Genomic DNA, 14,448 nt, shown 5'->3' on the forward strand with positions numbered 1-14,448 from the left:
ACAGATTTCTCGATCGACCGCAAACAATGTCACCTGAGGCCCCGCGCCTCCCTCGGAGAGTCGGGGAATGCGACGGGGCCGGCAGGGCGCGGAGCGCCGCCGGCCCGAAGCCGGAGGAAGCGAGGAACGAGCGCCCGGAGGCGCAGGGAGGCGCCGCTCCGCGCGCCGGCAGTCTTGCCGCCAGGCGGACGCAACCACCTACGCAAGACAACGGCGAGCGCGGCAGCGCGGCTGAGCGAAGCGAAGACGCGCTCGCGCAGTCCTAAATATCGTTGCCCATCTCGTCGTCGCTGAGCTCTTGGTCGTCGTCGGGCTTGTCGTACTCGAGGTAGTGGATCGCGGCCTTCGTCTCGCCGTCGAACCCGAGCTTGCCCTTCTCCAGCACGATCGTCCGGCTGCACATCCGCTCGACAGAGGCCGGCGAGTGGCTGACGTAGACGAGCGTGCGCCCGGAGTCGCGGATCTCGAGCATCTTCTTCATGCACTTGCTGCGGAAGGGCTTGTCGCCGACGGCGAGCACCTCGTCGGCGAGGAAGATGTCGGACTCGACGTGGATGGCGACGGCGAAGCCGAGCCGCGCGCGCTGGCCGGAGGAGAAGTGGCCGACCGGCGCCTCGATGGTGCGCCCGAGGTCGGCGAACTCGACGATCGAGTCGTACTTGCGCTTCAGCTCCTTCTCGCCCATGCCGAGGATCGCGGCGTTGAGGACGAGGTTCTCGGTGCCGCTGAGCTGGGGGTGGAAGCCGGCGCCGGTGGCGATCAGGCCGGCGATCCGGCCCCGGGTGAGCACCTGGCCCTTGTCGGGGCGCATGACGCCGTTGATCAGCTTGAGCAGGGTGGACTTGCCGGAGCCGTTGAGGCCCATCAGGCCGATCGACTCCCCCGCCTCGACCTTGAAGGAGACGTCCTCGAGGGCGTTGAACTTGTCACTGGTCTTCACCCCGCGCGCCTTGGCGACCGTGACCTCCTTGAAGGTCCGGTGGTAGCGGAGGGTGAACTCCTTGGTGATGTTGTCGACGACGATGGAGGTGGACATCAGAGGCGCTCCGGGATCTTGTTCTCCAGGCGGCTGAACACCCACTGCGAGAAAGCGAGCAGGACCAGGCTGCCCGCGAGGGCGAGGACGCCGTGCATGAGCAGGTGGTCGGGCAGGACCACCTTGCCGTTGGCGTCGAGCTTGGCGAGGTCCGCGTCGGTGAGCGTGGGGTACCAGAAGGCACGCTGGAAGATGATGACGGCGTCGGCGAGCGGGTTGAGCAGGTAGTAGTCGGCGAACCGGCCGAACCGCTCGTGGACCAGGGCGTAGGGGTACATCATCGGCACGCCGAAGCGGACGAAGTTCGTCAGCACGTTGACGATGTTGCCGAAGTCGCTGAAGAAGACGTTGGCGGCGCTGAAGAGCAGCGCGCCGGAGAGCCCGATCGCGGCGATGATGGCGATGGCGAGGACCAGGCAGACCACGCTGGTGAGGTCGGGCGAGAAGCCGGTGAACACGGCGGCGATGACGAGCACGACGACCTGCGGCACGACGTGGTAGAGCGAGACGAGCATGGTCGCCACCGGGAACATCTCCCGGGGCATCGCCATCTTCACCACCAGCGCCTTGTTGCGCATGATCGAGCGGGTGCCGGCGTTGAAGGTCTCGTTGAAGAAGTGGACCAGGATCAGCCCGGCGAAGAGGTGGATCGGGAAGTTCGGGGTGTCCTTGTGGGCCCCGAAGAGGTAGCCCATCACGAACCAGTAGATGAAGAACTGGCTCAACGGGTTGATGTAGGACCAGATCAGCCCGAGGAAGGAGCCCTGGTAGCGGGCGCTGATCTCGCGCTGCACCAGCAGCCGCAGCAGGTAGCGCTGCTTGAAGACGGCGATCAGCCCGCTCGGCGGCGACGGCGGGCTGAGCGGCTGTTCCTCCTGCGGCGTCGACGGGGTCGCGACGGTGTCGGTCACTCGGCACTTCCTTCGGTCCACGGCGCGAAGGTCTTGTCCCAGGCCTCCGGTGAGGTGATCTCCCCGAGAGCCTCACGGTACTGCTGGGCGAGCTGCGGCCACTGCTGGGCGAACCGGGCGTGCAGCTCGACGGTGCGCTTGAGCAGGGCCCGGTACGTCGCCGGGTCGCGGCGGTAGAGCGCGGCCGACGTGCCGTCGTTCATCGAGACGATGGCGGAGTCGAAGCCGGCGAGGCGGTACCACTTGGCGTCGATCGCCGGGATGACGACCTCGGGGTTGGTGCGCGACAGCCCGCGCGGCGCCTTGAGCTGGCGCAGCGGGGCGAGACCGGCACTGATGATCTGCGACTTGCGGCTGGGGACCTGGGTCAGGTCCTTCTTGATCGGCTTCTCGATCCGCGGCGGCGGCAGGCTGTCGACGTCGGCGACGAGCTGGGCGTCGCTGAACTCCTTGCGGGTCGCGTTGATCTCGCCGAGCCGGGTCGCGAGCATCTCGTGCAGCGCCTGCGGTCCGCGCAGCACGTCCTCCATCGCCTGCAGCCGCAGCTCGGCGGTGGAGTACTGCATGGCCACCAGGTGGGCGAGCTGGTTGTTGAACAGCTCGCGCATCACCCGGCCACCGCGCGGGAAGGTCGAGTGCAGCAGCGCCGCGACGATCCGGTTGCGCAGGTGGAAGTAGGACTGCCAGTCGAGGGCGTCGTTCTTGTCCGTCCACGGCACGTGCCACACGGCCGCCCCGGGGAAGGTGACGGTCGGGAAGCCGTGCGCGCGGGCGCGCAGGCCGTACTCCGCGTCGTCCCACTTGATGAACAGCGGCAGCGACAGGCCGATCCGGTCGATGACCTCACGCGGGATCAGGCAGGAGAACCAACCGTTGAAGTCGACGTCGACGCGCTTGTGCAGCCAGCGCGCGGAGCGGATGTTGCGGGTGGCGAAGTCCCACTGCTGGTAGCCGTCCTCGGGCGTCTTCCACCAGAACCGCCACGGGTGCACGATCTCGCCGAAGCTGTGCAGCCGCGAGCGGGAGTAGAGGCTGAACATGTGCGCCCCCACGATCGTGGGACGCCGGGCGAGGTCGCCGAAGACGACCTGGCGGATGATGCCCTCGGGCTCGCAGACGACGTCGTCGTCCATCATCAGGGCGTACGTCGCGGTGCCCTTGCGCAGCGACTCGAGCTGGCCGCGGGCGTAGCCGCCGGAGCCGCCCAGGTTGCCCTGCTCGATGATCCGCAGCTTGTCCCCCAGCGCGGCCTGCGCGGCGGGGAAGGCCTCGGCGTCGGCGACCTTCTGGGTGCCCTGCTCCATCACGAACACGGTGTCGAGGTAGGGCACGAGGTCCTCGGAGCCGAACTGCACGAGCAGCTCGGAGCAGAACTCCGGACGGTTCATCGTGGTGATCGCGACGTCGACGGTGCCGTGCTCGGCGCGGTCGGCGGGCACCTCGGCGCTCCACTCGGCGGAGACCACGACCGGCTGGTCGCCGGCCTGGACGTCGTACCAGTACCAGCCGCCGTCGATGAACGGGCGCAGGGTGAGGTCGAAGACGAAGGTCTGCGCGCCGTCCTCGGCGGAGTGCGCGGAGTCGACGCGCTGGCTGTTGCCGTTGGCGAGCGACTTGTTGACCACGATCGTGGCGCCGGCGCCCTCGACGGTCACCGCGAGGCGGACCTCGTCGACGATGGTCCAGCGGCGCCAGTAGCTGGCCGGGAAGGCGTTGAAGTACGACGCCAGGCTGATCGCCTGGCCGGCGTCGACCCGCAGCCGGGTGCGGTCGAGGATCTGCTCGGCGCGCAGCTTGTCACCGCCGGCGGTGCCCTGGCGGATCTTGGTGTTGTTGATCTCCTGGGCCGCGCGGCTGCCGCCGACGACGTACTTGTCCTCGTCGAGGTCGGGCTCGCCGAGGTCGGCGTAGAGCGCGAACACGTCGGGGTCCCGGTCGATCGGGAGGATCTGGCGCTGGAGCAGCCGGCGCACGGTGTCGCTGGTCGAGCCCGCCCCGCTGGTCGAGCCCGCTCCGCTGGTCGAGCCTGTCGAGACCGTCATGCGTCCACCCCACCGCTCTTGAGCTCCGCGCCGTCGGCGAAGTGCGGCTTGAGCTTGTTGTCGTACATCGAGAGCGCGGAGGCGATCGCCATGTGCATGTCGAGGTACTTGTAGGTGCCGAGGCGGCCGCCGAAGAGCACCATCGGCTCCCGCTCGGCGAGGTCGCGGTACTTCAGCAGCTTCTCGCGGTCCTCGGCCGTGTTGACCGGGTAGTAGGGCTCGTCGGTCTCCTCGGCGAACCGGCTGTACTCCCGCACGATGACGGTCTTGCCCTCGGGGTAGGACCGCTCGGGGTGGAAGTGCTTGAACTCGTGGATCCGGGTGTAGTCGACGTCCGGGTCGGGGTAGTTCATCACCGCGCAGCCCTGGAAGTCGTCGATCTCCAGCACCTCGGGGACCAGGTCGACGGTGCGCCAGGACAGCCGGCCCTCGACGTTGCCGAAGTACTCGTCGACAGGGCCGGTGTAGACGATCGGGACCTGGCCCTTGAACTCGTCGGCCACGCCGTCCGCGAGGAAGTCGGTGTCGAGGACGACCTCGATGTTGGGGTGGTCGGCCATCTTGGCCAGCCAGGCGGCGTAGCCGTCGGTGGGCAGGCCCTCGTACTTGTCGTTGAAGTAGCGGTTGTCGTAGGTGTAGCGCACCGGGAGGCGGCTGATGATGTCGGCCGACAGCTCCTCGGGGGCGGTCTGCCACTGCTTGGCGGTGTAGTGCGCGATGAACGCCTCGTAGAGCGGGCGGCCGATCAGCGAGACGCCCTTCTCGACGAAGTTCTCCGGCTCCTTGTCGCCGAGCTCGGCGGCCTGCTCCTTGATCAGCTCGCGCGCCTGGGCCGGGGTGTAGGCCGCGTCGAAGAACTGGTTGATCGTGCCGAGGTTGATCGGCAGCGGGTAGACCTGGTCGTGGTGCGTGGAGTAGACGCGGTGCTGGTAGCCGGTGAACGAGGTGAACCGGTTGACGTACTCCCAGACCCGCTCGTTGCTGGTGTGGAACAGGTGCGCGCCGTACTTGTGGACCTCGATGCCGGTCTCCGGCTCGGGCTCGCTGTAGGCGTTGCCACCCAGGTGCGAGCGGCGCTCGACGACGAGCACCCGGAGCCCCAGGTCGACGGCGCAGCGCTCGGCGACGGTGAGGCCGAAGAAGCCCGAGCCGACGACGACGAGATCGGGTTTCGACGAGGTGAGGGTCACGGAGGGTGAGTTTACGGATCAGTAGCCGCCCAGACACATCTGGCACGCGCCGTCGCGCCGGCGAACGTGACGAATATCCTGTTCTGGTGAATGACCACCAGGACGGACGCCGAGGAGCGCCGTCGTTCGCCCTGGCCTGGGTTGCCGGCCTCGGGCTCGCGGCGCTCACGGTCCTCTTCTCCCAGCTCGAGGACATCCCGATCAAGGACCCGGACAGCCTGGTCCCGGGCTACATCCGGTTCCCCGCCATCGTGCTCGGCGCGATCGCGATCGACGTCGTCCCCCGGATCCTGTACGCCGCCGGGCGGCCCGGCAGCGGCTGGGGCGCCCGCCTGCGCACCACCGCCCGCACGGTCATGCGCGAGCGCTGGCCGAGGTCGCACTGGAAGTTCGCCCTCAACGGGGTCGCCGCCTGGTACCTGTGCTACGCCGCGTTCCGCAACGTGAAGTCGGTGGCGCCCTTCGTCCACGAGAAGATCTACGACGCCCAGCTGGCCGACATCGACAAGTTCCTGTTCGCCGGCCACGACCCGGCCGCCACGCTGCACGCGTGGTTCGGCACCGGCCTCGCGGCGCACTTCTTCTCCTCGGTCTACATCGTGTGGATCGCCCTGGTCCCGGTCTCGATCGCGATCGCCCTGGTCTGGACCCGCCACACCCGGGCCGGCGAGTGGTACGTCACCGCGGTGGCCCTGGACTGGGCGCTCGGCGCGGTGCTCTACGTCGCGCTGCCGACGGTCGGCCCGATCTACTCCGACCGCGGCACCTTCGCCGACCTGCCGGAGACCTACGTCAGCCGGCTCGCGGCCTCGATGTGGGACGACCGGGTCAGCACGCTCGCCACCCACGGCGAGTCGGGGCTGCAGACGATCGCCGCCTTCGCCTCGCTGCACGTCGGGATCATGATGACGATCTGCCTCGTCGTGCAGGCGATCAAGCTGGCCCGCTGGATCCGGATCAGCGCCTGGACCTTCTTCGCGCTGACCGTGCTCGCCACGGTCTACCTGGGCTGGCACTTCTTCGTCGACGTGCTCGCCGGTGCCGCGCTGGGGGCCTTCGCGGTCTACGTCGCCGGCGTCGCGACGGGCAACCGGATCGGCTGGCGGGTCCAGCTGGTGCCGGACCCGGTCAGCGCGCCGGTAGCGCCCGCATCCCCCGAGCATCCCGGAGCGCTCGCCACACGTTCCGCGCCTCAGCCCGACCACCCCGCAGCGGACTGAGCAGGACCACCGCCAGCGCGACCAGCCACGGCTTGAGCCGGACCGCGGCGTTCTCGCCGTACCGGAAGTGGACGACGAAGAGGTTGCGGTACATGTAGTAGCCCTTCCACCCGGCCAGGTCGTGCTGCTGGTCGAAGGAGAGCTGGCGGACCAGCACGGCGTCACGCACCGCGCGGATCGCGAAACCGGCGCGACGGGCCCGGATGGCGAAGTCCACGTCGTCGTAGAAGATGAAGTACGACGGGTCGGGCAGCCCGATCCGCTCGACCACCTCACGGCGGACCAGGAAGCCCTCGAAGGCGACGTTCTCGACCTCCACGGTCTCCGGCATCTCCGCCCGGGTGGAGTACGTCGAGTCGATGCTCGCCGTCTTGGGCCGGATCGCCAGCGGGTTGCGCAGGTCGAAGCGCAGTGCGGCCTTCTCCACCAGCGCGCCGGTGAGGTCCTCGCGGACCGCGATCAGGCAGGAGCCCTCGGCGGCCAGCAGGCGGGTGAGGCAGTCGGGGGCGGGGACGACGTCGTCGTCCATCAGCCAGAGCACGTCGTAGCCCTGGTCGTAGGCGGTCTTGACGCCGAGGTGGAAGCCCCCGGCGCCGCCCAGGTTGTCGGTGGTGTGGATCGCGACGAGGCCGGGCAGGGTGCTGCGCTCGAGCACCTCCCGGGTGTGGTCGGTGCTCGCGTTGTTCACCACCAGCACCGCGTCGGGCGCGCGATCGAGGGCGGCCAGGCCCGCCAGCATCCGCTCCAGCAGGTCGGCCCGGTTGTAGGTGACGACGACGACGGCGACCTTCTCGCTCATCGCAGGTACCTCCGGTGGCCGGTGAAGTCGCCGCGCAGCCCCGCGACCGCGGCCCGGGCGCTGAGCGGGACCCGGGCCGGCTGCGGCTTGGTGAGCAGGTAGAACCAGACCGTCTTGAGCCAGAAGAGGAGCACGTGCACCCAGCCGCGGTACTCCCGCAGGTTGAGGGTGTTGTTGCGCGCCATGCAGTAGTGCTTGAGGTCGCTCGCGGTGTGGTTGTACGTCGTGCGGCCGAACATCATCGGCGTGCCGAGGTCGTCGGTCGCCGGGTGCAGGAAGTGGGCGTCGACGACCGTGGCGATCCGGGCGCCGGCCCGCTCCGCGCGCCACAGGTACTCCACGTCGTCGCCCCAGATGAAGAAGTCCTCGCGCGGCAGGCCGATCCGCTCGACCAGGTCGCGGGTGACCAGCACGCCGTTGAACGGGATCACGACGTCGTCGATCAACCCGTCCCGGGCGGCGGCCTCGACCGCGGCCATCTCGTGCACGACCGTGGTGCCGCCGGGCAGCCGGATCGGGAAGCACAGCCGGGCCGGGTCCTGCTCGGCGAGCACCGCCGGGCCGCAGAACTCCAGGCCGTCCCGCTCGACCCGCGCGAGCAGCACCTCCAGGCAGTCGGGGTCGGGCAGGCCGTCGTCGTCCATCAGCCAGACCAGGTCCGCGCCCTCGGAGATCGCCCAGCCCAGGCCGTGGTGGAAACCGCCCGCCCCACCGGTGTTGGTCGCCAGCGTCTCGTGCCGGACCAACGGCTCCTCGAGTCCCGCCAGCCACTCCCCCGTGCCGTCGGTCGAGGCGTTGTCGACGACCAGGATCCGCTCCAGGCCGGGGGTCGCGCGCAGCCGGGGGACGAGGCGCTGCAGCATCGCCAACCGGTTGAAGGTGACCACGACCGCCTGCACACGCACGGCGGTCACCCTACTGGTCGGTGATCAGGGCATCGGGGTCCAGGCGCGGAGGCACGCTCGCCAGCGCTGCCTGGACCAGCGCCGTGCGCGCGCGGACCTCGATCGTGCGCCGCACCCGGCCGAGGCCGTCGTCGACGAGGCCCTCGACCGTCGCGGCGACCGTCTTGTCGTCGTACGACGGGCGGGTGCCGGGCTCGACGTCCACGTCGGGCAGCGCGACGAGCACGGGCAGCACCTGGTCGCCGACCGCGTCGAGCACCTGGAACCGGGCGAAGCGGTCCATCTCGGCCCAGGTGGTCTCGGCGTCGACGCCCTTGCGGCGCCGTTTCCGGTCGGTGGCGAGGACCAGCTTCGCCGCTCCGGTGACCGCCGCCGTCAGCTCGTGCTCGGTGAACCGCATGGACCCAGCATGACGGACGACCGGCCGGCCCCACTAACGTGGACGCCGTGGACACCACCGCCGTGCTGACCCTCCTGCAGGACGTCGCCGCTGAGGTGATCAACCCCCGCTTCCGCGCGCTCTCCGACGAGCAGGTCTCCGAGAAGAACCCCGGCGACCTCGTCACCGTCGCCGACCACGAGTCGGAGGCGCTGATCACCGCGGCCCTGCTGGCGGCGTACCCGGACGCGGTGGTGCTGGGCGAGGAGGCGATGGCCGCGGACCCCAGCCTGCTCGACCGCTTCGCCGCCGCCGAGCACGGGTTCACGGTCGACCCCGTCGACGGCACCAAGAACTTCGTCCACGGCTCCCCCGACCACGCCGTGATGGTCGCCGAGGTGATCGGCGGCGAGGTGACCCGGGGCTGGATCTGGCAGCCCCAGCACGAGCGGTCCTACGTCGCCGAGCGCGGCGCCGGCGCGTGGCTCGACGGCGAGCGGTTGGACGTCACGACCGGCTCGGCGGCGCCGTACCGGACCGCGCGGCGGCAGTGGGTGGGCCGTGACCTCGGCACGCTCGGCACCCTGGAGCTGACCTGGGCGTGCTGCGGGGTCGACTACCCGCACCTGATCGCCGGGGACGCCGCGGCGCTGGTCTACAGCCGCTCGATGCCGTGGGACCACCTGCCGGGCGCGCTGATCCTCTCCGAGGCGGGCGGCGTGATCGGGCGCCACGACGGCGGCCCGCTGGAGCCGCGCCGGCTCGAGGGCGGGATCGTCGCGGCACCGGACCAGGGCACCTTCGACGCGGTCGTCGCAGCGCTGCCCGTCTGAGACTCCGTCAGGTCAGCAGGCCGCCGCGACGTCGTCGGTCTCGTTGGCGACGTAGCCGTCGTTGCGCGAGCCGACCGAGCCGCCGGTGACCTTGGCGGGCTTCTTCTTGGCCTTGGCCGGCTTCGGGGCCTTGCCCTCGGCGCGGTCGATGGCGGCCTTCACCATGGCGTGGATCTTGTCCATGTCCGGGTTCGCGGTGTTGACCTGCGGCGGGACCAGGGAGACGGTCGAGACCTTCTGGTCCCGGGCGCGCATCGCGAGCTGGGCGAAGTCGCCGAGCGCACCGCCCGGCACGTCGGTCTTGATCATCGCGCTGGAGGCGTCGGCGATCTCCTGGAAGTTGGTGAGCGCCTGCTTGGGGCTGACCTGGGTCAGCAGCGCGGTCATCACGCACTTCTGGCGGGCCATCCGCGAGTAGTCGTCGCTGCCCTCGCGGGAGCGGGCGAACCACAGCGCCTGGTAGCCGGTGAGCTTGCGCTCGCCCGGCTCGATGTAGCCGGTGACGTCCTTGCCGAGACCACCGACCGGGATCCGCTGGCGGACGTTGAGGGTGACCCCGCCGAAGGCGTCGACGAGGCGCCGGAAGCCCTTCATGTTGACCATCACCCAGTAGTTGATCCTCAGGTCGGTGATGCCCTCGATCGCCGAGACGGTCGCGTCGATGCCCGGGGTGTCGGAGTCGAAGAGGTCGGTGTGGTCCTCGGCCCAGGTGCTCACGCCGTTGAGGTAGCGACCCTCGCCGCCGAAGCCCTTGGGGAACTGCTCGTCCATCACCGAGCCCTTGCGGAAGGTGAAGTTCTGCATGTTCCGTGGCAGGCCGATCATCACGGTCTTGCCGGTGGTGGCGTCGATGGAGGCGACCGTCATGGAGTCGGGGCGCAGGCCCCAGCGGTCGGCGCCGGAGTCGCCACCGAGCAGCAGGATGTTGAACCGGCCGTCGTGGGCGGCGCCGAGCTCGCCGTCGGCGAACATCGTCAGCCAGTCGCGCTGCACCGCGGCCAGGTGTGCGCCGAAGAGCAGGGTGCCGGCGACCGAGAAGCACAGCACGCCGTTGACGCCGACGACCGCGCGACGGTGCGGCAGGCGCAGGCTGAGCGGCTGCCCGATCCGCCAGGCGTCCACGAAGAGCGCGGCCCAGGCGACGGCGCCGGTGATCAGGTAGAGCCGCAGCACCAGCAGGAAGGTCGGGTTGAGCGCGAGGCCCAGCGCGAACGACTTGTCGAGCAGCAGCCGGACGCCGAGGAAGGCCAGCACGGCGAGCGTCGCCAGCCAGACCCGTACGGCGATGCGGCCGACCCGGCGGTTGCCGGCCACCAGCTGCGCCGAGCCCGGCACGAGCAGGGTGAAGCCCATCAGGGTCAGCGCCCGGCGGAACCGCACCTGGGCGGCCCGCTCGTCGATGGCGATCCGGTCCGGAGCCTCAGGCACCCGCCCAGTATCACCAGTCACACGCGTCCCACCGGGCGCGACGCGCCGCGTCAGGCCGCTGCGAGCCGCGCGATCTCGTCCGCGGAGGCGTTCGCGCCGGTGCACATCACCACGGCCGGGCCGGCGGACCGCCCCGGCCGGCCCTCGCTCTGGGGGGTGAGCAGACCGGCCAGGGCGGCGGCTCCGGCGCCCTCGGCGAGGGTGTGCGCACGGGTGGCGAGCAGACGGGCGGCGGCGTCGATCGCGTCGTCGAGCACCAGCACGAAGTCGTCGAGCCGATCGCGCAGGATCCGCTGCGGCAGCAGGTAGCCGGTCGTCGTGGCCAGCCCGGAGGCGCGGGTGGCGGCCGGCGCCGTCTCGAGGGTGCCGCTGCGCCACGAGCGCCAGCCGGCGGGCGCGGCGGCCGACTGCACGCCGATCACCTGGCACCCCGGCGCCAGCGCGTCGCGGACCAGGCACGCCCCGGCGGCACCGGTGCCGCTGCCGATCGGCACGTAGACCGCGCTCGGCGTGGCCTGCCCGAACAGCTCCAGGTACGCCGTCGCGTGGCCCAGCACGATCCGCGGGTCCGTCGGGCAGATGAACGAGCCCCCGGTCGTCGCCGCCAGCGCCCGGGCGGCCTCGCCGGCCTCCCCCAGCGTGGTGCCGCGGACCAGCACGTCGGCCCCGAGCGCGGCGACTGCGTCCTGCTTGACCGCGGGGGCGCTCGACGGCATCACGATGGTGACGCGCACCCCGGCCAGCCGGGCGCCGTACGCGACGGACTGGGCGTGGTTGCCGGTCGAGCAGGTGACCAGCCCGTGCCGGCGCTCCTCGTCGGTGAGGGTGGCGGCCAGGTGCACCCCGCCGCGGACCTTGAACGACCCGGTCGGCAGCACGTGCTCGTGCTTGACCAGCACCTCGGTGCCCACCGCCGTGTCGAGCAGCGGGTGGGACTGCAGCGGGGTGGCCGGCAGCTCACGGGCCACCAGCGCGGCGGCGCGCACCACGTCGTCGTACGTCGGGTCGGGCGCCGGGGAGCACATGGCTCCATGGTCGCGGGCCGAGCACTCATCGGTCCAATAGTTCTTGTCGCGCCAATCCATCGATATCATCGATCCGTGATCGACCTACGCCGCCTGGAGGCCCTCGTCGCGCTGCACCGGACCGGCTCGGTCTCGGCCGCCGCGGCCGCGCTGCACTACGGCCAGCCGACCATCTCCCACCACCTGCGCCGGCTGGAGGCCGAGACCGGAGCGGTGCTGCTGCAACGGGTCGGCCGGGGCGTGCGGCTCACCCCCGAGGGCCTGCTCCTGGCCCGTCGCGGCGAGGAGGTCCTGGGCCTGCTCGGGCGCGCGGAGGCCGAGCTCGCCGCCGCGACCAGCCTGCAGGCCGGCCGGGTCCGGCTCGCCGCGTTCCCGTCGGGCGCGGCCACCCTCGTCCCGGACGCGCTCGCGCTCCTGGCGACCCGCCACCCGGGCATCGACCTGGAGCTCACCGAGGCGGAGCCGCCAGAGGCCTACGAGCTGCTGCGGGCCGGCAACGTCGACCTCGCGCTCACCTTCGCCTATCCCGACCAGCCCGAGCCCGACCAGATCACCTCGGTGCCGGTCCTCGACGACCCGCTGCACCTCGTGGAGCGCGCCGGCGCCGACACCCCCGTCGACACCCCCGTCGACCTCGGCGCGCTCGCCGAGGACGACTGGATCGCCGGCTGCGAGCGCTGCCGGCGCGAGCTGCTCGCGCTGTGCGCGGACGCCGGGTTCACCCCCGCGATCGCCTTCGCCAGCGACGACTACGTCGCCGTGCAGTCGCTCGTCGCCGCCGGTCTCGGCGTGACGGTGCTGCCCGGGCTGGTCCTGCGCGCCCACCAGCACCCGGGGGTCGCGTCGCGCCGGTTGGCGGCGCACCGCAGGGTCCAGCTGTCGACGTACGGCGCCCCGCCCCGGCCGGCCGCCGTGGACGCGGTCGCCGCGGCGCTGGGCGAGGTGGCCCTCAGGACCGCCTGACCGCCTCGATCTCCCGGCGCTTGGCGAGCCGGTGCGCCCGGCGGATCTCCGCCTCGCGCATCCGGCGCCGGTCCTCCTCGGTCTCCGCCTCCAGCGCGGGCACCGGGCGGGCCAGGCCGGCGCCGTCGATCGCCACGAAGACGAAGTACGCCGAGCCGACGTGCCGCAGCTCGGTCGTGGCGTCCCACGGCTGGGTCTCGATCCGCACCCCGATCTCCATCGAGGAGCTGCCGACCCAGTTGATCTGGCCGAAGGTGCGCACGATGTCGCCGACCCGCACCGGCTCGAGGAAGGCCATCTCGTCGAGGGCCGCCGTGACGGCCGGTCCCCCGCTGTGCCGCTGCGCCACCACGCCCGCGGTGGAGTCGGCGAGCTTGATCACCTCACCGCCGTGGATGTTGCCCAGCAGGTTGGCCTGGGCGCGCGAGGTCACCGACGCCAGCTCGATCCGGGAGTACGACGGCGTGCGTGCCGCAACGATCTCGCTCACGCCCTGACGGTAGCGTCCCTCTCATGGCTGGCAAGGACGGCACCGGGGACGACGACCCGGACTACGACTGGATCTACGGTTCCGGCTCGGGCACCGGCTCCGCGCGCCCCCCGCGCGGCGACGACCCCGAGCCGACCCGGCGGATCCCGGTGCAGCCGCGTCCGGGCACCCCGCCCCCGCGGCGGCCCGACCGGCTCCCGCCGGCGCAGCAGTACGGCGCCACCCCCGAGCCCGCCGGCCGCCCCGCGTCGCCGTCCTGGGCGCCGCGCACCAGCCGCTGGAAGCGACCGCGCACCTACGTGCGCCTGGTCGTGCTGCTGCTCGTGGTGTGGCTGGCGTTCCTCGTCGCCGTCCCGCTGTTCACCTGGAGCAAGGTGGACAAGGTGGCCTTCGAGCCGAAGGGCGACCGTCCCGCGGACCAGCCCGGCACGACGTACCTGCTGGTGGGCAGCGACTCACGCGCCGGGCTCTCGCCAGCGGAGCGCAGGAAGCTGCACACCGGGAACGCCGCCAGCGAGCTGACCGACACGATGATGCTCCTGCACACCGGTGACGGCCCGACGACGCTGGTCTCCATCCCGCGCGACTCCCCGCTCGACATCCCCGGCCACGGCGTGTCCAAGGTCAACTCCGCGTTCAGCAAGGGCGGCATCCCGCTGCTGGTGCAGACCCTGGAGAAGGCCACCGGCGTGCGCATCGACGGCTACGTCGAGATCGGCTTCGGCGGGCTGGTCGGCGTCGTCGACGCGGTCGGCGGCATCGAGATCTGCCCGAAGCGGAACATCCGCGACAAGCCCTCCGGCCTCAACGTCAAGAAGGGCTGCCAGGAGGTCGACGGCGCGACCGCGCTCGCCTACGCGCGGGCCCGCAAGTACAGCCCGATCTCCGACCTCGCCCGCGTGCAGCAGCAGCGCGAGGTGGTCGCGGCGGTCGGCAAGAAGGTGCTCTCACCCTGGTCGGTGGCCAACCCGGTGCGCTACTGGAGGCTCAACGCCGCCGTGCCCGACTTCTTCCGCTTCGGCGAGGGCATGGGCCCCTGGGGTGCCGCGCAGTGGGCGCTGGCGATGACCGACACCCCGAAGTCCTGCACCGTGCCGCTGGCCGGTGCGGACGCCTCGTGGGACCGCAAGCGCGCGGGCCAGCTCTTCGACATCATCGCCGAGGACCGCACCGACGACATCACCCCCCAGCTGTGCACCGCCACCGGCCTGGCCGACTGAGACCGAA

Annotated in this window: 14 protein-coding genes; 4 read left to right on the forward strand and 10 right to left on the reverse strand. The window is 71.2% G+C overall.

Annotation, left to right across the window (positions count from 1 at the left end):
* Window positions 1-262: 262 nt before the first annotated feature.
* From MRBLML1_RS16390 to glf, 4 genes are read right to left on the reverse strand one after another with little or no spacing between them, the layout of a single operon-like run.
* Entirely contained in the window at window positions 263-1,036 is a 774-nt protein-coding gene (locus MRBLML1_RS16390) for an ABC transporter ATP-binding protein (protein WP_364517837.1), read from the reverse strand.
* Window positions 1,036-1,947, reverse strand: a complete 912-nt coding sequence (locus tag MRBLML1_RS16395) for an ABC transporter permease (RefSeq protein WP_364517839.1) — start codon at window positions 1,945-1,947, stop codon at window positions 1,036-1,038. The genes MRBLML1_RS16390 and MRBLML1_RS16395 overlap by 1 nt, the downstream gene beginning before the upstream one ends.
* On the reverse strand, window positions 1,944-3,989 hold the full coding sequence (locus MRBLML1_RS16400) for a glycosyltransferase (protein WP_364517841.1): 2,046 nt from the start codon (window positions 3,987-3,989) through the stop codon (window positions 1,944-1,946). The genes MRBLML1_RS16395 and MRBLML1_RS16400 overlap by 4 nt, the downstream gene beginning before the upstream one ends.
* Entirely contained in the window at window positions 3,986-5,179 is a 1,194-nt protein-coding gene (gene glf, locus MRBLML1_RS16405; RefSeq protein ID WP_364517843.1) for a UDP-galactopyranose mutase, read from the reverse strand. The genes MRBLML1_RS16400 and glf overlap by 4 nt, the downstream gene beginning before the upstream one ends.
* A gap of 86 nt (window positions 5,180-5,265) precedes the next feature.
* Between glf and MRBLML1_RS16410 the strand changes: the two genes are divergently transcribed.
* On the forward strand, window positions 5,266-6,399 hold the full coding sequence (locus MRBLML1_RS16410; protein ID WP_364517845.1) for a phosphatase PAP2 family protein: 1,134 nt from the start codon (window positions 5,266-5,268) through the stop codon (window positions 6,397-6,399).
* Here MRBLML1_RS16410 and MRBLML1_RS16415 read toward each other — a convergent pair.
* Genes MRBLML1_RS16415 through MRBLML1_RS16425 form a run of 3 tightly spaced genes read right to left on the reverse strand, consistent with a single transcriptional unit; the run spans window position 6,308 to window position 8,503 of the window.
* Window positions 6,308-7,198 carry a glycosyltransferase family 2 protein gene (locus MRBLML1_RS16415; protein WP_364517847.1) on the reverse strand — a complete coding sequence of 297 codons (891 nt, stop codon included), beginning with the start codon at window positions 7,196-7,198 and terminating at the stop codon, window positions 6,308-6,310. The genes MRBLML1_RS16410 and MRBLML1_RS16415 overlap by 92 nt on opposite strands.
* A complete protein-coding gene (locus tag MRBLML1_RS16420; protein ID WP_364517849.1) occupies window positions 7,195-8,103 on the reverse strand; it encodes a glycosyltransferase family 2 protein in 909 nt (302 codons plus the stop codon). Before MRBLML1_RS16420 ends, MRBLML1_RS16415 begins: the two co-directional genes overlap by 4 nt.
* 10 nt (window positions 8,104-8,113) lie before the next feature.
* Window positions 8,114-8,503 carry a hypothetical protein gene (locus MRBLML1_RS16425; protein WP_364517851.1) on the reverse strand — a complete coding sequence of 130 codons (390 nt, stop codon included), beginning with the start codon at window positions 8,501-8,503 and terminating at the stop codon, window positions 8,114-8,116.
* Between the two features lie 47 nt (window positions 8,504-8,550).
* On the opposite strand from MRBLML1_RS16425, the gene MRBLML1_RS16430 reads away from it, so the two are divergent.
* Window positions 8,551-9,315, forward strand: a complete 765-nt coding sequence (locus tag MRBLML1_RS16430; protein WP_364517853.1) for an inositol monophosphatase family protein — start codon at window positions 8,551-8,553, stop codon at window positions 9,313-9,315.
* Window positions 9,316-9,327: 12 nt separating this feature from the next.
* On the opposite strand, the gene MRBLML1_RS16435 is transcribed toward MRBLML1_RS16430, so the two are convergent.
* On the reverse strand, window positions 9,328-10,743 hold the full coding sequence (locus MRBLML1_RS16435) for an LCP family protein (RefSeq protein WP_364517855.1): 1,416 nt from the start codon (window positions 10,741-10,743) through the stop codon (window positions 9,328-9,330).
* A gap of 50 nt (window positions 10,744-10,793) precedes the next feature.
* Window positions 10,794-11,768: a threonine ammonia-lyase gene (locus MRBLML1_RS16440; protein ID WP_364517857.1), complete on the reverse strand. Its 975-nt coding sequence runs from the start codon at window positions 11,766-11,768 to the stop codon at window positions 10,794-10,796.
* A 75-nt stretch (window positions 11,769-11,843) separates the two neighbouring features.
* On the opposite strand from MRBLML1_RS16440, the gene MRBLML1_RS16445 reads away from it, so the two are divergent.
* Entirely contained in the window at window positions 11,844-12,731 is an 888-nt protein-coding gene (locus tag MRBLML1_RS16445) for a LysR family transcriptional regulator (protein WP_364517860.1), read from the forward strand.
* Here the strand turns inward: MRBLML1_RS16445 and MRBLML1_RS16450 are convergent.
* A complete protein-coding gene (locus MRBLML1_RS16450) occupies window positions 12,718-13,221 on the reverse strand; it encodes an acyl-CoA thioesterase (protein ID WP_364517862.1) in 504 nt (167 codons plus the stop codon). The two genes, MRBLML1_RS16445 and MRBLML1_RS16450, sit on opposite strands and share 14 nt — an antisense overlap.
* A gap of 23 nt (window positions 13,222-13,244) precedes the next feature.
* Between MRBLML1_RS16450 and MRBLML1_RS16455 the strand changes: the two genes are divergently transcribed.
* Window positions 13,245-14,441 carry an LCP family protein gene (locus MRBLML1_RS16455; protein WP_364517864.1) on the forward strand — a complete coding sequence of 399 codons (1,197 nt, stop codon included), beginning with the start codon at window positions 13,245-13,247 and terminating at the stop codon, window positions 14,439-14,441.
* Window positions 14,442-14,448 lie beyond the last annotated feature (7 nt).

This window comes from Nocardioides sp. LML1-1-1.1 (genome assembly GCF_040676175.1).
Lineage (GTDB): Bacteria > Actinomycetota > Actinomycetes > Propionibacteriales > Nocardioidaceae > Nocardioides.

Excerpts from the sequence above, each read along its gene's own strand:
- MRBLML1_RS16390 (WP_364517837.1), bottom strand. The coding sequence starts at position 1,036 with ATGTCCACCTCCATCGTCGTCGACAACATCACCAAGGAGTTCACCCTC.
- MRBLML1_RS16400 (WP_364517841.1), bottom strand. The coding sequence starts at position 3,989 with ATGACGGTCTCGACAGGCTCGACCAGCGGAGCGGGCTCGACCAGCGGG.
- MRBLML1_RS16415 (WP_364517847.1), bottom strand. The coding sequence starts at position 7,198 with ATGAGCGAGAAGGTCGCCGTCGTCGTCGTCACCTACAACCGGGCCGAC.
- MRBLML1_RS16425 (WP_364517851.1), bottom strand. The coding sequence starts at position 8,503 with ATGCGGTTCACCGAGCACGAGCTGACGGCGGCGGTCACCGGAGCGGCG.
- MRBLML1_RS16440 (WP_364517857.1), bottom strand. The coding sequence starts at position 11,768 with ATGTGCTCCCCGGCGCCCGACCCGACGTACGACGACGTGGTGCGCGCC.
- MRBLML1_RS16455 (WP_364517864.1), top strand. The coding sequence starts at position 13,245 with ATGGCTGGCAAGGACGGCACCGGGGACGACGACCCGGACTACGACTGG.